This is a genomic window from Nocardia rhamnosiphila NBRC 108938 (assembly GCF_000720425.1).
Taxonomy (GTDB): Bacteria; Actinomycetota; Actinomycetes; order Mycobacteriales; family Mycobacteriaceae; genus Nocardia; species Nocardia rhamnosiphila.
In genome coordinates, this window is sequence record NZ_JOAJ01000001.1 from 848,896 (window position 1) to 865,695 (window position 16,800).

The 16,800-nt window shown below is 69.3% G+C and carries 19 protein-coding genes and 1 riboswitch; of the genes, 13 read left to right on the forward strand and 6 right to left on the reverse strand.

Annotated elements, in window-relative coordinates; all coding sequences use genetic code 11:
- Positions 1-102: 102 nt before the first annotated feature.
- Positions 103-735 carry a TetR/AcrR family transcriptional regulator gene (locus tag IG75_RS0103965; protein WP_030519761.1) on the reverse strand — a complete coding sequence of 211 codons (633 nt, stop codon included), beginning with the start codon at positions 733-735 and terminating at the stop codon, positions 103-105.
- Between the two features lie 109 nt (positions 736-844).
- Here IG75_RS0103965 and IG75_RS0103970 point away from each other — a divergent pair, with 109 nt between their 5' ends.
- The 5 genes from IG75_RS0103970 (at position 845) to IG75_RS0103990 (ending at position 5,123) form a co-directional block, all read left to right on the forward strand.
- A complete protein-coding gene (locus tag IG75_RS0103970; protein WP_030519762.1) occupies positions 845-1,411 on the forward strand; it encodes a VOC family protein in 567 nt (188 codons plus the stop codon).
- 18 nt (positions 1,412-1,429) lie between these two features.
- Positions 1,430-2,068 (forward strand): carboxymuconolactone decarboxylase family protein, encoded by a 639-nt coding sequence (locus IG75_RS0103975; protein WP_030519763.1) that lies wholly within the window; start codon positions 1,430-1,432, stop codon positions 2,066-2,068.
- An 86-nt stretch (positions 2,069-2,154) separates the two neighbouring features.
- A complete protein-coding gene (locus tag IG75_RS0103980) occupies positions 2,155-2,979 on the forward strand; it encodes an NADPH-dependent oxidoreductase (protein WP_030519764.1) in 825 nt (274 codons plus the stop codon).
- Between the two features lie 277 nt (positions 2,980-3,256).
- Positions 3,257-3,994, forward strand: coding sequence for an SDR family oxidoreductase (locus IG75_RS0103985; protein WP_030519765.1), 738 nt, complete (start codon positions 3,257-3,259; stop codon positions 3,992-3,994).
- Positions 3,995-4,091: 97 nt separating this feature from the next.
- Positions 4,092-5,123 carry an aldo/keto reductase gene (locus tag IG75_RS0103990; protein ID WP_030519766.1) on the forward strand — a complete coding sequence of 344 codons (1,032 nt, stop codon included), beginning with the start codon at positions 4,092-4,094 and terminating at the stop codon, positions 5,121-5,123.
- 16 nt (positions 5,124-5,139) lie between these two features.
- Here the strand turns inward: IG75_RS0103990 and IG75_RS0103995 are convergent, their stop codons facing one another.
- A complete protein-coding gene (locus tag IG75_RS0103995) occupies positions 5,140-6,219 on the reverse strand; it encodes an LLM class flavin-dependent oxidoreductase (RefSeq protein ID WP_030519767.1) in 1,080 nt (359 codons plus the stop codon).
- Between the two features lie 288 nt (positions 6,220-6,507).
- A riboswitch (SAM riboswitch) is annotated at positions 6,508-6,621 on the forward strand.
- Positions 6,622-6,666: 45 nt separating this feature from the next.
- Here IG75_RS0103995 and IG75_RS0104000 point away from each other — a divergent pair.
- Complete coding sequence (locus tag IG75_RS0104000; protein WP_030519768.1) at positions 6,667-7,980, forward strand: aminotransferase class V-fold PLP-dependent enzyme; 1,314 nt, start codon at positions 6,667-6,669, stop codon at positions 7,978-7,980.
- A 97-nt stretch (positions 7,981-8,077) separates the two neighbouring features.
- On the forward strand, positions 8,078-9,274 hold the full coding sequence (locus IG75_RS0104005; protein ID WP_030519769.1) for a GNAT family N-acetyltransferase: 1,197 nt from the start codon (positions 8,078-8,080) through the stop codon (positions 9,272-9,274).
- Here the strand turns inward: IG75_RS0104005 and IG75_RS0104010 are convergent.
- Positions 9,255-10,142 carry a polysaccharide deacetylase family protein gene (locus IG75_RS0104010; protein WP_030519770.1) on the reverse strand — a complete coding sequence of 296 codons (888 nt, stop codon included), beginning with the start codon at positions 10,140-10,142 and terminating at the stop codon, positions 9,255-9,257. The genes IG75_RS0104005 and IG75_RS0104010 overlap by 20 nt on opposite strands.
- A gap of 62 nt (positions 10,143-10,204) precedes the next feature.
- On the opposite strand from IG75_RS0104010, the gene IG75_RS0104015 reads away from it, so the two are divergent.
- Both IG75_RS0104015 and IG75_RS0104020 read left to right on the forward strand, forming a co-directional pair.
- A complete protein-coding gene (locus IG75_RS0104015) occupies positions 10,205-10,579 on the forward strand; it encodes a MerR family transcriptional regulator (protein WP_030519771.1) in 375 nt (124 codons plus the stop codon).
- Positions 10,580-10,662: 83 nt separating this feature from the next.
- Complete coding sequence (locus IG75_RS0104020; protein WP_030519772.1) at positions 10,663-11,250, forward strand: YdcF family protein; 588 nt, start codon at positions 10,663-10,665, stop codon at positions 11,248-11,250.
- A gap of 21 nt (positions 11,251-11,271) precedes the next feature.
- Here IG75_RS0104020 and IG75_RS0104025 read toward each other — a convergent pair whose 3' ends face one another.
- Positions 11,272-11,610: an MTH1187 family thiamine-binding protein gene (locus tag IG75_RS0104025; protein WP_425594443.1), complete on the reverse strand. Its 339-nt coding sequence runs from the start codon at positions 11,608-11,610 to the stop codon at positions 11,272-11,274.
- Positions 11,611-11,713: 103 nt separating this feature from the next.
- Positions 11,714-12,643 (reverse strand): DMT family transporter, encoded by a 930-nt coding sequence (locus IG75_RS0104030; protein ID WP_030519774.1) that lies wholly within the window; start codon positions 12,641-12,643, stop codon positions 11,714-11,716.
- A 267-nt stretch (positions 12,644-12,910) separates the two neighbouring features.
- On the opposite strand from IG75_RS0104030, the gene IG75_RS0104035 reads away from it, so the two are divergent.
- From IG75_RS0104035 to IG75_RS0104050, 4 genes are read left to right on the forward strand one after another with little or no spacing between them, the layout of a single operon-like run.
- Positions 12,911-13,303 carry a hypothetical protein gene (locus tag IG75_RS0104035; protein WP_030519775.1) on the forward strand — a complete coding sequence of 131 codons (393 nt, stop codon included), beginning with the start codon at positions 12,911-12,913 and terminating at the stop codon, positions 13,301-13,303.
- The gene (locus IG75_RS0104040) at positions 13,293-14,087 is read left to right on the forward strand and encodes a hypothetical protein (protein WP_030519776.1); all 795 of its coding nucleotides are present in this window, start codon (positions 13,293-13,295) and stop codon (positions 14,085-14,087) included. The genes IG75_RS0104035 and IG75_RS0104040 overlap by 11 nt, the downstream gene beginning before the upstream one ends.
- Complete coding sequence (locus IG75_RS36020; protein WP_245713095.1) at positions 14,084-14,554, forward strand: roadblock/LC7 domain-containing protein; 471 nt, start codon at positions 14,084-14,086, stop codon at positions 14,552-14,554. The genes IG75_RS0104040 and IG75_RS36020 overlap by 4 nt, the downstream gene beginning before the upstream one ends.
- A 26-nt stretch (positions 14,555-14,580) precedes the next feature.
- Entirely contained in the window at positions 14,581-14,952 is a 372-nt protein-coding gene (locus IG75_RS0104050; RefSeq protein ID WP_030519778.1) for a hypothetical protein, read from the forward strand.
- A gap of 19 nt (positions 14,953-14,971) precedes the next feature.
- Here the strand turns inward: IG75_RS0104050 and fadD11 are convergent, their stop codons facing one another.
- The gene (gene fadD11, locus IG75_RS0104055) at positions 14,972-16,798 is read right to left on the reverse strand and encodes a fatty acid--CoA ligase FadD11 (protein ID WP_030519779.1); all 1,827 of its coding nucleotides are present in this window, start codon (positions 16,796-16,798) and stop codon (positions 14,972-14,974) included.
- Between the last annotated feature and the right edge of the window lie 2 nt (positions 16,799-16,800).

A 16,800-nucleotide genomic window follows, 5' to 3' on the forward strand; every position in this document is an offset into this window, starting at 1 on the left:
AACGGCAGGGGGTGGGAGCTGTCGTAGCGAACGAGGTGTCGGGTCGGACGGGGAGATCCCACCAGGAGGCCGGGTTCGTGCGGTACGACGCGTCTGCGCCGGTCAGGGCGCTCGGTCGAGCTGGAGTGCGCTGACGCACATGTGATCGAGGGTCGCGAGCAGCGCCTCCTCGTCGGCGTCCTCGCCCTGGATCAGCCACAGGTACAGGGTGTGATCCACCATGGCGGACATGGCGCGGGCGGCCAGTTCGGGGTCGAGGCCGGTGGGGGCCAGTCCTTCGGACTGCCAGCGGGCGATGGCACGGGCCGTGCGGTCGATCAGCTGGCGGCGGTGCTCGTGCCGGAGCCGGCGGAACTCCTCGTTGAAGGTCGCGACCTGTTCGATGATCGCCATCAACGGCGCGTTGCGACGATAGGCCTGGTAGTAGGACCGGTTCGAGGCGATCAGCCGCTCGGCGGGGGAGAGATCGGCCGCCGCGGGCTCGCGCCGGTGCATATCCTCGAAGAGCCGGTTGCTCAGTTCCCCGAAGACATCGTCCTTCGATTCGAAGTACCGGTAGAAGGTGCCGTAGGAGACCCCGGCCTCCTGCGCGATCAGTTCTACCCGCGCATCCAGGAATCCCACGGTCTCGAAGACGCGGCGGGCCGCGTCCAGCAGAGCGTCACGCGTCTTGCGTCCCCGCGGGGTCAGAGTGTCGACCGAGGCGGGGGAACTGTTGACAGATGACTTCGCCACGGGACAGACTATTCCCGAAGCTGACATGACTGTCAAGTCATGTTTCGCTCCTGCGGCGACCGCCGGAACGGCCGCTCACGCGACATTGTCGCCCATAGGAAGGATTGCGATGAACGACACCGACCCGAGGTACGAACTACGCGGGATCAACCATCTCGCGCTGGTCTGCTCCGATATGCGCCGGACCATCGATTTCTATACGGGTGTACTCGGTATGCCGCTGATCAAGACCATCGAACTGCCCGGGGATCTGGGGCAGCACTTCTTCTTCGACTGCGGGAACGGCAATACGCTTGCCTTCTTCTGGCTCGCCGACGCACCCGACGCGGCGCCGGGCGTGGCGGCCCCCAAGGGCCTGCCCGACGCCGGTGAACTCGTGAGCGCGGTGGGTTCGATGAACCACGTCGCCTTCGCCGTACCGCCGGAGAAGTTCGACGAGTACTACGAGCGGCTGCGGGCGGAGGGGATCGAGGTCAGTCGCGTGCTCAATCACGACGACAGCCGCGCCGGCGTCTCCCGGGAGGTGCACCCGGGCACCTTCGTGCGCTCGTTCTACTTCCAGGACCCCGACGGCGTACTGCTCGAATTCGCTTGCTGGACACGCACCTTCACCGACGCCGATATCTCACACGAACCGAAGACCGCCGCCGACCGCCGCGTCCCCGCGTCGCACTGAGCCGAAAGGAGCGCCACCGTGCCCAGGTTGCGTGAAGTACCCCGTGCCGAAGTCACCGACGAACGGATCCTGTTCTATTACGACCGGCTCTTCGGCCCGGACAAGGATCCGGCCGTCGACCACGGCACCGTCCATGCCACCCCCGGCGACTGGTGGACGGTTTTCGCCCAGTCACCCGAGGTGTTCCGGCACGCGGTACGGGGTTTCGCCGTCTACCGCAACGCGACACTCGACCCGGCCCTGCGCGAACTCGGTCAGAGCCGTGCCGGTTTCGCCCGCGGCAGCCAGTTCGTCTTCTCCCAGCACTGCAAACAGATGCGTTCGCTGGGGGTGCCCGAGGAGAAGATCTCGGCCATTCCGCACTGGCAGGTCAGCGAGGTCTTCTCCCCGCTCGAGCGGGCCGTGCTGGCCTACACCGACGGGCTGGTCTACGACGGCGGCCGCGTCGCCGACGAGGTGTTCGAGGTGCTGCGCGGTGCGCTGAGCGATCAGGAGATCCTCGAACTCACCTACATCACCACGCTGTACGACATGCACGCGACGATCTGCCGGGCCCTGCGGCTCGAGTACGACGATCGGCCGGAGCCGATCGAGGAGGTTCGACTGCCGGAGGGTGTCGAGGCCAGGGATCTGTCCGCGGACCTTTCCGGGGCCTGAGCGGCGGTATCGGGGTGCGGCCGGGTTTTCGGCTCGAGCTGCGGCCAACCGCTGACCGCGGCCGCCGCGGCGGCGACGATGGCAGCATGACCCAGACCGCACCCTCTCCGGACCAGGTGGTGGCGCAGCGCTACCGTGATCCCGCACCGGCGGCCCCGGCCGAGTGGAATCCGGTACTGCAGGTGCTGCACGAACACCGATCGGTACGCCGCTACCTGCCCGATCCGCTGCCGGACGGCGTGCTGGAGCTGCTGATCTCGGCCGCCCAGTCCGCCCCCACCTCCTCCAACCTGCAGGTGTGGAGTGCGGTCGCGGTTCGCGACCCGCAGCGCAAAGCCCGCCTTGCCGCGCTCGCCGGCGATCAGGAACAGATCCGGCAGGCGCCGCTGCTGCTGGTGTGGACCGCCGACCTCGCCCGGCTACGCGGTCTGGCCGCCGAGCGCGGCGCGCCACTGGACGGCGCCGACTACCTGGAATCGAGTTATGTCGCGTTCCTGGATGCGGCGCTGGCCGCACAGAACGCGGTGATCGCGGCCGAATCGCTGGGACTGGGCACCGTCTACATCGGCGCGATCCGCAACAACCCGGAGCAGGTGGCCGCCGAACTGGAGTTGCCCTCCGGGGTGTTCGCGGTGGTCGGCCTGGTGGTGGGCCGGCCCGATCCGGCGGAGAACGCCCGGGTCAAACCGCGCCTGCCGCAGGCCGCGGTGCTGCACGAGGAGACCTACGCACCTGCCCGGCTTGCCGATATCGACGACTACGAGCAGCGCATCGCACAGTTCTACGCCGAACAGGATCTAGCGCATTCGTGGACCGACCGGGTGCTGGCCCGGCTTGCGTCGGCCGCGGCGCTCAAAGGACGTGACCGGCTGCGCGAATCCCTGGCGGCGCAGGGGTTTCCATTGCGCTGATATCCCGCTGCGGACCGCGATGCCGTGCCGGGTCGCCGGTATTCCGCTCGTACCGCTGAATTGTCCGCCGCTCCCGATGGTCGCGGCCCGCACTTGTGCCGGTGTCCGTGGGCGGGCCCGGCACACCCTGGGTGGCCGGATCGGACAGCACAGTGAACGCGGGGCGCCCGGCCCGCGTGTCGGAGGTCGATCGCGGCGGCCGGTGCGAGGATCGACGCGGAACTCGTGCGGGCCGCCGCCCCGGTGCCGCACTCCGGTGTCGTCCCAGGAGGTCCTCGTGCCCGCGTCGTCCGATCGCATCGCCCTGGTTACCGGCGGCTCCGGTGGTATCGGCCGGGCCGTGGCCGAGCGCCTCGCCGCAGCCGGGACGACGGTGGTGGTCCACTACGCCGGAAACGCCGCCCGGGCCGAGGAGGTCGTCTCCGCCATCACCGGTGGCGGCGGGACCGCGGTCGCGATGGGCGGGGATGTGGCCGACCCCGCCCGGATGCAGCAGCTGTTCACCGAGATCACCGATCGTTTCGGCGGGATCGACGTCGTGGTCAATACCGCGGGCATCATGCTGCTCGGACCGGTGGCCGAATTCGATCTCGACGCATTCGACCGGATGCACCGCACCAATGTCCGCGGCACCTTCGTCGTCTCGCAACTCGCCGCCCGCACACTGAACCCCGGCGGCGCGCTGATCAATTTCTCGAGTTCGGTGATCCGGCTCCAGCAACCCGGCTACGCCGCCTATGCGGCCAGCAAGGGGGCGGTGGAAGCGATGACCCTGGTCCTGGCGCGGGAGTTGCGCGGACGCGATGTGACGGTCAATGTGGTCGCGCCGGGCCCCACCGCGACTCCGCTGTTCCTCGACGGCAAGGACGATGCCGATATCGAACGGCTCGCGCAGCTGTCACCCCTGGAACGCCTCGGCGAACCGGCCGATATCGCCGAAACGGTGGCTTTCCTGGCGGGTCCGGCCCGCTGGGTCGACGGACAGGTTCTCTACGTCAACGGCGGCCTGGCCTGATCCGCTTCCGCGAGCCGTCGGCCGGCTCGACTGGAGATTTCGATCAGGGTGAGCCGACCCGTCGCACCCGGTGCCGCGCGGGTGGTCAACTGTCCGGATGAGCTATGGCCCCTACGACCTGACCTATACCGCCGCCGAGCGGCGTTACGAGAGAGTCCCGTACCGGCGCAGCGGCACCTCCGGCCTCGACCTGCCCGCGTTCTCGTTCGGACTGTGGCAGAAGTTCGGTACCGACTACCCCTTCGCGACCCAGCGTGAAATCATCCTGCACGCCTTCGACCTGGGTATCACCCACTTCGACAATGCCGATCGTTACGGTCCGCCGCATCGGGCCGCGCAGCAGAACTTCGGCCGGGTGCTCGCCAAGGATCTCGCGCCCTACCGGGACGAACTCATCCTGTCGACCAAGGCCGGGAATCCGATCGGGCCGAGCCCGTATCTGCGGGGTGGCTCCCGCAAATCGCTGCTCACCTCGCTCGACCACAGTCTGCGTGATCTCGGCACCGACTACGTCGATATCTTCTACCACCACAGCCCCGACCCCGGGACTCCGCTGGAGGAAACGGTAGGTGCGCTGGTCAGCGCGGTACAGCAGGGCAAGGCGCTCTATATCGGCATCTCCAACTATCTGCCCGACCGCGCCCACGAGGCCGCCGGACTGCTCCGGGCCGCGGGCGTGCCGTTGCTCATTCATCAGGCGCGGTATTCGATCTACGACCGCCGTCCCGAACAGAACGGTCTGCTGGACACCGCGCGGCGCGACGGATTCGGCGCCATCGTCTATTCACCGCTGGCGCAGGGGTTGCTGACCGACAAGTACCTGGAGCGCGTCCCCGAGGGTGCCCGGGCGGCCGACAGCACCTTCCTGTCACCGGATGCCATCGACGAAACCTATCGGCGGCGCACCGCCGAACTGAACAAGATCGCCGCGGCCCGGGGCCAGTCACTGGCCCAGCTCGCGTTGCAATGGGTGCTGCGGCGGCCCGAGGTCACCTCGGCGCTGATCGGGGCGAGCAGCACGGCACAGCTCGACCACAACCTCGCCGCGCTGGAGTTTCCCGAACTCACCGATGACGAGCTCGCCCTCATCGACGAGCACGGCATCCACGGAACCGGGTTGAATCTCTGATTCCGGCGCGCCCGGCTCAGTCGCGCAGCAGCGGCAGGAGCTGGGCGCCCTGGCGCCGGATCTCGGGCAGGTAGGGAGTATCGGACAGCACGAAGTGGGTGATGCCGAGATCCTGGTATCGGCGCAGTGATTTCGCCACGTCGTCGGCGGAGCCGACCAGCCAGGTGGTGCCCGCGCCGCCGCCGCCGACGGTGCCCGGGGTGGTGTAGAGGTTGTCGTCGAGCACTTCGCCGCGCGCCGCGAGATCGAGCAGGCGCTGCTGCCCGACCGCCGCACGCCGGGGTGCGCTCCGGTCGTGCGTTTTCGCCATCTCGGCAACCTTGGCCTCGGCATCGGCCCACGCCTGCTCGGTGGTGTCGCGCACGAAGGTGGTGATCCGCAGGCCGAATTCCACTGGTGGCAGTGCCCGGCCCAGTTGGTCGCCGAGCGCGCGCAGTCGTTCGATCCGCTCCCGGACACCCGCCAGTGGCTCACCCCAGAAGAGCTGCACATCGGCCTCGGTCGCGGCGACTCGTTCGGCGGCCGCGGACGCACCGCCGAAGTAGAGCTTCGGATGCGGCCGGCCCTCGCGCACCGCGATCCGCGGCGTGACGGTGGAATCGGTCACCCGGTAGTGCTCACCCCGGTAGGTGACGTTCTCCTCGGTCCACAGCCGGCGGACCAGCCGGAGGAACTCCCGGGTGCGGGCGTACCGATCGGCCTGGTCCTCCTCGGCCTCGCCGTAGGCCGCGAGATCGTCCTTGCCGGACACGATATTGATCCGCAGCCGGCCGCCGGTCAGGTGGTCGAGGCTCGCCGCCGCGGAGGCGAAATGGGCGGGCCGCCAATAGCCGGGCCGGACGGCGACGAGCGGTTCGAAGGTCGTGGTCCGGGCCGCGAGCGCGGTGGCGACGGTGAACGTATCCGGGCGACCCCAGCCGGTGCCGATCAGCGCCCCCTGCCACCCGTATTCCTCGAGCGCGCGTGCCTGGGCGGTCAGGGTCTCCAGGCTGTTGTGGCCGGCGGTGACGGCGTCACCGCGATGCCCGGGAATCACCTGGTTGGGGATGTACCAGAGGTATTCGGCCGTCGGGGCGGCTCCTGTTCGGTCTGGCATCGCGGATCTCCGTTCGGGCCGGGGGATCGGGACAGGCGCGCACCGGATGGGCCGGGGGATCACCCGGACAAACACATTGCGCCGCTATCCGTTTCCGGGCTACGGACCGGATCACGGTGATTCGAAATCACCGACCGGAGCAGTATTCCGATTCGAGATCAGCGGGAGTACGGCGAATCTGCGGATCGCGAAGCGCAGGTGGTTTCCGGGCGGAGAGGCGCCCCGGACCGGCGGATGTGGATCGGGGTCGAGTTGACAAGCCGGTGGCCGTCTGCCAACCTCACACCAGGTCACGAGTGCCAGCGTGAAGCCCCGGCTTGCTGGCCGGCAACCCTCCTCCGCGGTGGGGTGCCCCGGGTGACGACCTGGCCGCTGCTCGACCGAGCGCGGCAAGCGCGGACTCCGCCGAATCGAAGCCCGGAGTCCCTCGATCGAAGGGATTGCGTGATGACCGCTGTACTCGACCCCACCCGTGCCCCGGCCCGCGTCTCCGGCGACGACCTGCGGGTTCCGCTCGTACAGGGCGGCACCTGCACCTACGCCAACTTCGACTACGCGGCCAGCGCTCCGGCCCTCGCGCAGGTCACCGCACGGGTGGCCGATCTGCTGCCCTACTACGCGAGCGTGCACCGCGGTGCCGGGTATGCCTCGCGTATCTCCACCGGCTGCTACGAGTCGGCCCGCGAAACGATCCGCGAGTTCCTGTCCTGCGCCGCCGACCAGGAGGTGGTGTTCACCCGGAACACCACCGATGCGCTCAACCTGCTCGCCGCCTGCGTCCCCGGCGATACCGTGGTTCTCGATATCGAGCACCACGCCAACTTCCTGCCCTGGGCCGGGCGGGGACGCCGGGTGGTGCCCGCCGCCGGCACGCTCACCGAAACCGTCGAGCGTCTCGCCGCCGAACTCGGGGCGAAACCCGCGGCGCTGCTCGCGATCACGGGGGCGTCCAATGTCACCGGGGAGGTGCTGCCGCTGACCGAGCTGGCCGCGCTCGCGCATCGTCACGGTGCGCGGATCCTGGTGGACGCGGCCCAACTGGCGCCCCATCGGCGTATCGACCTGTGCGCCACCGAGATCGACTATGTGGTCTGCTCCGGGCACAAGCTGTACGCACCGTACGGCGCCGGGGTGCTGGCCGGTCGCCGCGACTGGCTCGACGCCGCACCGCCGTACCTGGCCGGTGGGGGCGCGGTCACCGAGGTGACCTCGGACACGGCGGCCTGGGCGGTCGCGCCGCATCGGCACGAGGCCGGTTCACCCAATGTGCTGGGCGCTGTGGCGCTGGCGGCCGCCTGTGAGGCGCTCACCGAACTCGCCGCCCCCGCCGAGGCGCACGAACGGGTGCTCACCGACCGGTTGCGCACCGGGCTGGCGGACATCGCCGGTGTCCGATGCCTCCGGGTCTTCGGCGACAGCATCGACTGTGTGGGAATCGTCGCCTTCACCGTGGACGGCTTCGAACCGGGCCGGGTGGCGGCCTATCTGTCCGCCGAACATGCGATCGGCGTGCGTGACGGCCGCTTCTGCGCCCACCCGCTGCTGGCCCGGTTCGGACTCGACGCCGCGCTGCGCGCGAGTATCGGACTCGGCACCACCGCCGGTGACGTGGAACGGCTGCTCGATGCCGTGCGGAGCCTGGTCGCGACCGGACCGCAGTGGGATTACGCCTGGTCGAACGGCCGCTGGGACCCGGTTCCGGAGACCCGTCCCGGCCTGACCGAAGGGCCGGACACCGGATCCGCACCATGCTCGGTGTGACGTACCGCGTGTCATGTGAGAGAAATTAAACGTGTCCCGTGGCGCCCTGCGGCTTCGCCGGATTCCCGCACTGATCCCGAACCCGGAGTGAGCCGAGATGACCGTCGAAATCGACATACTGACCGACGCGGCGGAGGCGCGCGCCGCGCAACAGGTGTTCCGTACCGCGATGGTCGGGGGCCCGCCGATCTCCGCCGAGGCCGCGGACGGGCTGAACGAACCGGGACGCACCCTCGGCGCCCGGGTCGGCGGTGAACTGGTCGGGACGGTGAATTCCTACACCAGCTGGCTGATCGCGCCGGGCGGCGCGCGTCTGCCGCACGCCGCGGTGACGCACGTCGGTGTCCTGCCCACCCACGCGCGGCAGGGGATCGCGGCCGGGTTGCTGCGCCGCCAGCTCACCGAGATCGCCGCACGCGGGGAGGTCGTCGCCTCGCTGCGCGCGACCCAGGGCGGTATCTATGAGCGTTACGGGTACGGCGTCGCCGGCTCGTCGGCGCGCTGCGAGATCGATGTGCACCGGGCCCGCTTCCGCGAAACGGTATCGGCCGCGGGTCCGGTCCGGTTGCTCGCGCCCGCGGACGGCTGGGAGATACCGGCCAAGATCTACGCGACAGCGGATGTGACGTGGACCGCGGCGATCGATCGCCCCTCCTACTGGTGGCGGCTACAGGGGCTGTTGCGGCCCCAGGGCCATGTCGCCGTGCACGGGGAGCCCGGCGCGGAGGACGGGTTCGTGCGCTACCGTGCCGCCGAATCCGTGGAATGGGTGCGCGGCCCGCGCCGGACCGTGGTGGTCGACGATCTCGTCGCCACAACTCCCGCTGCCTTCATCGGTCTCGTCCGCCATCTGCTCAGCGCCGATATCATCGACGTGGTCGTGCTGTCCGCGATCTCGCCCGATACCCCGCTGCGGCATCTGCTGACCGACGAGCGGGCGGTCCGGGTCACCGATATCCACGACGAGACCTGGCTGCGGCTCGTCGATGTCCCGGCCGCGCTGGCCCGGCGCGTCTATCGGCCCGGCCCGCCGCTGGTCCTCGCCGTCACCGATCCGATCCTGTCCGCCAACACCGGCACTTACCGGATCGCGGACGGCGGGGTCACCCGGGTGGACGAGCCCGCGGACCTCGGTACCGACGTGACGGCCCTGGCGGCCGCCTACCTCGGCGGCACCCGCTGGCGCCACCTGGCGCTCGCGGGCCGCGTCACCGAGCACCGGCCCGGCGCCGCGGCGATCGCGGACGCGCTGTTCGAGGTGGACGAGCATCCGTTCAGCGGGACGTACTTCTGACCTCCTCCGCGGTCCGGGTGGCCGCGTAGTGCGCCGCGATCTCGTCACTGGTGGTGACCCATACGCCGGGATGCTCGACGATGTAGGCCAGGGCCTCGTCGAGGTACCGGGCCCGGAACGCCTGCCCGGTGACGAAGGGGTGCAGGGCCAGGGCGAGGACGCGGCCGCTCGTTTCGGAGTCCGCCCACAACCGGTCGAGCTGGTCGCGCACGATCCGGACGAAATCGGGGCCGGTGAGCCCGGTGCCGAGGAACAGGGTGTTGTCGTTCAACTCCACCGAGTACGGCACGCTGAACAGGCCGGGGACGCGCAGCGGGTAGGGCTGGTCGTCGTTGGTCCAGTCCAGGACGTAGTCGACGCCGAGTTCGCGCAACAACTCCGGAGTACGGAAACTCTCGGAGAGGGCGGGGCCCATCCAGCCGCGTGGTCGCTTTCCGGTGCCGCGTTCGATGGTGTCGAGCACGTCCGCGAGGTAGGCGCGCTCGTCCGCGGCGGCGATCTCGGCCTGCAGCACGGAGTTGTTCCGGCCGTGTGCCAGCCAGGCCCAGTCGCGGTCCCGGCCCGCTTCGATGAGGCGCGGGTAATGCTCGACCACCTCGGAGTTGAGCAGTGCGCTGGCCCGGATGCCGTGCCGGTCCAGCGATTGCAGGATCCGCCAGAACCCGACTCGGGGGCCGTAATCGCGCCAGCCGTAGTTGAGCGGGTCCGGGACCTGCCCGGCGGTCCCGGCGAAGATACTGGTGGAGGGCCGGTCCACCTGGTAGTGCTCGATATTGAGTCCCACGTAGAACGCCACGCGTGCCCCGCCCGGCCACCGGATCGGCTCACGGTCGACGATGGCGCTGTAGTCGAACAGTTCGTTGTCCATTCGGCTATGGTCGAAGCTTCACATAGATGTGAAGGTCAAATCGTTCGGACGAGGTCGGTGGAATGCGCATCGGGGAACTGTCACGGCGCACCGGCGCTTCACGCCGGTTACTGCGCTACTACGAGGAACAGGGTCTGATCGCCGCCCAGCGGTGCGCGAACGGCTACCGCAGCTACGACGAGCGGTTCGTCGATCGCGTACTGCAGATCCGGGGCCTGCTCGACGCCGGGCTGCCGACCCGGATCATCAAACAGATTCTCCCGTGCCTGGACACGCCGCGGTCCATCTACTTCCCGGATGCGACACCCGAGATGCTCGCGACCCTCGAGGGCGAACGGGACCGCATGAACGAACGGATTCGCTGCCTGGAACGGAACCGGGACGCCATCACCGAATACCTCGGCGCGGTACGCGAATACGGCGAGCAGAGGGGATGAGCGGCCACGCGCGCGTACTCGCTCGGGCCGGGATCGTTCGCTTGGCGTATCGCGGACAGCCGCGCGCGAATGAGTACGCTCCGATGCTCGTGAGGACATCACGGATACTGCTCGTCGCCGGTGTCGCCGTACTGGCCTGGGGCGAGTGGGTGAATTGGCGGTCGTCGCGGCGGCTCGTCGGGTCCGCGACCGGTGCGAGCGAAGCGGTCGTCGTACTCGGGTTCCGCAACGCGGCGCCGTCGGCCAACGCGCTGAACAGATGGCGGGTGCGCGCCGGACTGCGCTCCTGCGATCCCCGGCTCGACACCCGGATGGTCTTCTGCGGTGGCGCGGTCGGGGGCGCGCGGTCGGAAGCCGAATTGATGGCCGCCTATGCGCGGGAACGCGGCTGGTCCGGTCCGGTCGCGCTGGATACCGCCTCGCGGAGCACCCGGGAGAACATCGAGAACGCCCTCGCGCTGATCGACACCGCCGACCGGATCAAAATCGTCTCGAATCCGCTGCACGCCGAGCAGGCCCGGCGCTACCTGGCCGCTATGCGCCCCGATCTCGCGGCCCGGCTGGTGCGCGGTGCGGAATACCGCTTCGGCGAGTGGACCTTCCTCAAACCGCTGTTCGCCATCCTCGGATACGCGAAGCGGGGCCGGGCATCGGTGCCACTCGCGCGGTAGACCCGGAGCCGCGGGGCAGGATCACTCGGCGAGGCGGCGTTCGACCGACTCGACTTTGGTGTGCAACGTATTCGTCCGGCCGGGCCGGATATCGGCCTTGATGACGATGCTGCACCGATCGGATTCGGCCAGTACCGCATCGGTCGCGGCCTTGATGACGCCCATGACCTGATCCCATTCGCCTTCGATCTCGGTGAAACTCGCGGCGGTCCGGTACGCGAGTCCGCTGTCCCGAATGACCCGGACCGCCGTGGTGACCTGGTCTCCGACGCTCTCGCCGGTGCCGATGGGGGTGATCGAGAAGGCCGCGAGCATATCGCACTCTCCTTGGTCGTCGTGGAGGATGACTGCGCTGATCATCTTCACCGTACGCAGGTCTGCCCGAACCGCCCGGCTCCCTCGTGGCGGGTCGGCCCGCGAGCGCAGTCGCCACCGGGACGGTCCGCCTGTCGCCTCGCGACCGTCACACCGGATCCGCGTCGAGGTCGCGGTCGGGGGATACGGCCGGGCCCCGGCGTGCGCGCGGTCGCCACCGGGTGATCGCGACTCCCACCAGGCACAGAGCTCCGCCGGCCGAGGCCACCGTGCCGGGCACTTCGCCGAGGAGGAGCCAGGACATCACGACAACGAGCGCCGGTACCGCGTAGGTGGTGGCGCCCACCTGACCCGCGCTCATCCGGGCCAAAGCGTATGCCCAGGTGGTGAAGGCGACGGCGGTCGGGAATACGCCGAGATAGACCAGGCCGAGGGTGGCGGACAGCGGTGCGGTGGCCACCTCTCCGATCAGCTGCCCCGTGAACGGCAGGCACGCGACCGTGCCCACCACACATCCGCCGGTGGTCACCTGCAGGGCCGAGGCGTGCGCCAGCGCGGGTTTCTGGACGAGCACCGCCACCGCCCAGGCGGCGGCCGCCACCACACACAGCACGACGCCGAGCACGGTTGCCGCGCCCTCGGAACTGGACAACCCCACCACGGCCGCTCCGGTGAACGCCACCGCGATACCGGCCATGAGCCGCTTCGGAAAACCCTCGCCGAGAAACAGTCCGCCGAGCAGAGCGATCATGACCGGTCCGGTATTGATCAGTAATGCGGCGGTGCCGGCGTCGATGTACTGCTCGGCCCAGTTCAAGGCCACCATATAGATTCCGAACCACAGCACTCCGGATACGATGATCCCGCGCAGTGCCGAACGCGGGGGGAGGCCGATGCCGGTCAGTAGCAGCAGCGCCACCAAAACCACCGAACCCGAGGCCAATCGGCCCAGCGCCAGCGCCCCCGGCGAGAAATCCGCTCCGGCGGTGCGGATGACGACGAACGCCGAGGCCCACAGCACGACGGTGACGGCCGCGGCGAGCAGTGCGCGCCCTCGTCCGGGAGACGACTCGGTCATATGCCGAACGTAGTTCCCCGCCGCCGCTCGATCCAGACAATTTCTCGCGTGCGAGCGCAAGTTTGAGAAAACATCGATCGACGACATCCGGCCCGGGCGTAGGCTGCCAACTGCGCTGCCGTGCTGGGTATCTCGGGTGCAGGTGCGGCACGGTTTCGGATCCGCACGACCCGGGTACCCGATCAGGTCATGCGTTCAGTCGGCGGCGAACGCCTTGTGTGTGTAGTGTCTCCAGGGATCTGAAACACGCATGAACGGGCAGGGCGCATGAGCGGAATCGATGGATGTCTGGAACGGATCATGGACATCCCCGGTGCGCGCAGCGTGACATTGGTGGACGGGGCGAGTGGGCTGGCGGTGGCCGCGGCGGGCCGGCACGATGTGGTCGATCAGCACGAGGACGCGGCGACCACCACCGATGTGGTGCGCGCGGTGCTCGACTGTCCGGCGCTGACCACGGGCCCGACCGGGGACGACGTCGACGAGATCATTGTCTGCGGGACCGGGGGATACCACCTGCTCAATCTGGTGGACGGGGATTTCGGCGGCCGCCTTTTCGTCCATGTCCTGTTCGACGAGGAGTCCGGCAATCTGGCGATGGCCCGGTTCCGGCTGCGCGGCATCCTCGCCGAACTGGCCGAGGACGGTCATGCGCGTTGAGCTCGCGGACGAACTGGAGCGATTGGAAGACGAAGGCCGGACCGGTGTCCTGCGCGTAGGCGACGGGGAGTTCCATCTCGCCGACGGCGCCATCGCCTCCGCCACCTGCTCGCGCACCACCGGGCTGGACCGGTTGGTGGTCGAGGCCGGGGTGGCCAGTGCCGAGGACTGGGAGCGAGCGGGTACCGGCGATCCGGGCCCGCTGCTGGGCCGGCCACTGCTGGAAACCCTGGCGCTGCTCGCCGTTTTCGACGCGGCCTATTTTCTGCTGCCGACGCCGGTGGTGCCGGAGTTCCGGCCGGCCCCGGCGCACTGGCTGTCGGCCGTCTGCACCATCCGGCCGCGGGCGCTGGTCCGTGAATGTGCGCGCCGCGGTGATCCGGACTCGGGGCCGTGGCCGGCGGAACTGGTCGACCGTGCCGCGGTGGTCCCGGTGCGCCGGATCCGGCGGCGCCGGGTACTGCTCACCGGCGGCCAGGCCGAGGTGCTGGCCGCCGCCGACAACCGCCGCAGTGTCACCGGAATCGCCCGGGACCTGGGTCGTACCGCCTACGGCTGTCTGGAGGCGGTACGGGATCTGACCGTGGCCGGGTTGATCGAACCACCGGTGGGCGCACCGGCGTCCGACGCCGGCCCACCCGCCGCCGGTCCGGCCGCCGGAGCGGAGCCGCCGCTGCGCCGCCGGGTCCGGAACGCCACACCGGTTCCCGACGGCGACGAGTGGGAACCGGTGGATCACGAACTGCTCACCCGGCTCCGAGCGGCTCTGGAGGACCTCGCGTGACGGCGCGCAAGAATCTGCTCGGTGAACTGATGGGAAGGCTTACCAAGGTGCCGATGACCGTTTCCGATCCCCACGCCGCGGTGACGGCGGAACTCCGCGCACTGCGCGAACGCGTACCCCGGCTGACCGGGGCGCTCGTGGCGTCCAGCGACGGCCTGCTGGTGACCCATGATCTGCCCGCCCATATCGAACCGACCGGGATGGCCGCGCTGGCGGCGGCCCAGCTGTCGCTGTCGGATCGGCTCGCCCATACGGCGCAGGGCGGTGGTTTCCAGGAGGTCGTGGTGGACGGCACCGGGGGACACGTGGTGATCTACGCGGCCGGCTGGGCGTCGTTGACCGTGCTCGCCGCCCCCGAGGTGAATATCGGCCGGCTGCACCTGGAGTCCCGGCCGGTGGCACGCCGGATCGCCGAACATCTCTCCGCCGTGGCGAAGGACGCCGGCGGTAACGGAAGAACGCAGTAAACGAAAACCATCGAGAGGAACGACCTGTGTCCGATATGGATTTGGCACTCAAGGACATGATGTCGATCGACGGCGCCCTCGGCGCGGCCGTCGTGGATTACAACAGCGGGATGGCACTGGGCACGCTCGGGAGCTCGAAGGCGCTGGACCTGAACGTGGCCGCGGCCGGTAATACCGAGGTGGTGCGCGCGAAGCTGCGCACGATCGAACAGCTGGGCCTGCAGGAGGATATCGAGGACATCCTCATCTCGCTCAGCAGCCAGTACCATCTCATCCGGCCCATGACCGGCCGCAAGTCGAGGGGCCTGTTCCTGTATCTGGCCCTCGACCGCGGCCGGGCCAACCTCGCGCTGGCCCGGCACCGGCTGCGCGGGATCGAAGAGGAGCTCGAGGTCTGAGCCGGGCCGGGCGCCTGCGTCAGGTCGCGGAGGCGAGCTGCGGCCCGTCGGCGGGCTCGCGGATATCGCCGGCCGGCGGATCCCGGTAGAGGTCGGCGATCCGCGCCGCGTACTTCTCCGCGACGACCTTGCGTTTGAGTTTCATGGTGAGCGTGACCTCGTCGCCGCCCGCCTCCCAGAAGACCGGCAGTAGGAGGAAGCGTTTCACCTGTTCCACCCGGGACAGGTGGGCGTTGCCGGCGGCCACACCGGCCCGGATCGCTTCGATCACCGACGGGTCGTCGGCCAGGGCGGCGGCCGAATCGTCGGCCAGGCCGTGCTGTTTCGCGTACGGGCCGGCGGTTTCGGCGTCGAGCACGATGAGCGCGGTGTTGTACGGGCGGCCGTCGCCGATCACCGACATGGCGCCGATGAGCGGAGTCGCCGCCTTGATGGTGTTCTCGATATGCGTCGGCGACATGTTCTTGCCGGAGGCATTGATGATGATCTCTTTCTTGCGGTCGACGACCCTGAGGTATCCGTCCTCGTCGACCGTCACGATATCGCCGGTGTGCAACCAGCCCTCGGCGTCGATCGCCTCGCCGGTCTTGTCCGGCTGTCCCCGGTAACTCTTCATCACCAGCGGACCCCGGACGAGGAACTCCCCGTCGGGCGCGGTGCGGTACTCCATTCCCGGCAGCAATTTCCCGACCGTGCCCAGTCGCACCTCGGCCGGTGGGCTGACGCTGCAGATGCACGACAGTTCCGACATACCCCAGATCTCGGTGATCGGGACACCGAGTCCGGCGAAGAACCCCAGCGTCGCGGGAGGTATGGGCGCGGCGCCCGAGAGGGCCCAGCGCATCCGGTCGAATCCCAGTGCCGCGCGCAGCCCGCGCAGCACCAGTTCGTCGGCGCGCCGCCATTCGGCGGCGAGGTCGTCGGGCAGCGGAGTACCGGCCAGTTCGTGCTCGCCCCGGCCGACGGCCACCGACAGCGCCCACTGCAGCGCCGCCCGCCGCTCGGCGTCGGGTTCCGCGGCGGCCTTGTACTCGATGGCGGCCCGGAGTTTCTCCCAGACCCGGGGTACCGCGCCCCACAGGGTCGGCCGCAGATCCGCCAGCGCCGGCGCGATGAGCTTGGGATCGGCGACACAGGTGACCTGGATGCCGAGTACCTCCTGCACGTACAGGGCGGTGAGCCGGTCGGCGATATGGGCACTGGGCATGAACGAGGTGATGGTGTCGCCGAATTCGATACCGAGCACCTCGGCGATCCCGTAGACCTGGAACAGCAGGTTGGCGTGGGTCGTCTCCACGCCTTTGGGGTTGCCGGTGGTGCCGGAGGTGTAGATGAGCGTGGCCACATCGTCGCCGCGCACCCCACGCCAGGCGGCATCGAAATCGAAATCGGCACGTGCCGCGGCGGTCACGTCGGCTACGGAGAGAGTTCCCGCGGGGGCCTCGTCCAGACAGATGATGTGGTCGAGCTCCACCCCGCAGGAGCGCAACCGCGCGACGTACTGCGGTTCGCAGATCACCACCCGGGCCCCGGCATTACCGAGCACATGGTTCAGCTGATCGGCGGGCAGGGTGTTGTAGACCGAGAAGGAGGTCGCGCCGAGATGCTGTGCGGCCACCTCGAGCGGGTAGAACTCGACCCGGTTGCCCATCATCAGGGCGACGGTATCGCCCCGGCGCACACCGAGCCCGTCGAGGCCCGCGGCGAACTCGCGGACCTGGGTGGCGTAGTCGGACCAGGTCAGGGTCTGCGTGTCGCCCGGGGTCCGCAGCGCGACCGCGGCGGGTTCGATGGTGGCGATGTGCTGGAACGCGGCAGGGAGGGTGGGGAAGCGAGCTGTGGTCACAG

Coding starts and splice junctions, on each gene's coding strand:
- IG75_RS0103970 (WP_030519762.1), top strand. CDS start 845: ATGAACGACACCGACCCGAGGTACGAACTACGCGGGATCAACCATCTC.
- IG75_RS0103980 (WP_030519764.1), top strand. CDS start 2,155: ATGACCCAGACCGCACCCTCTCCGGACCAGGTGGTGGCGCAGCGCTAC.
- IG75_RS0103990 (WP_030519766.1), top strand. CDS start 4,092: ATGAGCTATGGCCCCTACGACCTGACCTATACCGCCGCCGAGCGGCGT.
- IG75_RS0103995 (WP_030519767.1), bottom strand. CDS start 6,219: ATGCCAGACCGAACAGGAGCCGCCCCGACGGCCGAATACCTCTGGTAC.
- IG75_RS0104000 (WP_030519768.1), top strand. CDS start 6,667: ATGACCGCTGTACTCGACCCCACCCGTGCCCCGGCCCGCGTCTCCGGC.
- IG75_RS0104005 (WP_030519769.1), top strand. CDS start 8,078: ATGACCGTCGAAATCGACATACTGACCGACGCGGCGGAGGCGCGCGCC.
- IG75_RS0104010 (WP_030519770.1), bottom strand. CDS start 10,142: ATGGACAACGAACTGTTCGACTACAGCGCCATCGTCGACCGTGAGCCG.
- IG75_RS0104015 (WP_030519771.1), top strand. CDS start 10,205: ATGCGCATCGGGGAACTGTCACGGCGCACCGGCGCTTCACGCCGGTTA.
- IG75_RS0104020 (WP_030519772.1), top strand. CDS start 10,663: ATGCTCGTGAGGACATCACGGATACTGCTCGTCGCCGGTGTCGCCGTA.
- IG75_RS0104025 (WP_425594443.1), bottom strand. CDS start 11,610: ATGATCAGCGCAGTCATCCTCCACGACGACCAAGGAGAGTGCGATATG.
- IG75_RS0104030 (WP_030519774.1), bottom strand. CDS start 12,643: ATGACCGAGTCGTCTCCCGGACGAGGGCGCGCACTGCTCGCCGCGGCC.
- IG75_RS0104035 (WP_030519775.1), top strand. CDS start 12,911: ATGAGCGGAATCGATGGATGTCTGGAACGGATCATGGACATCCCCGGT.
- IG75_RS0104040 (WP_030519776.1), top strand. CDS start 13,293: ATGCGCGTTGAGCTCGCGGACGAACTGGAGCGATTGGAAGACGAAGGC.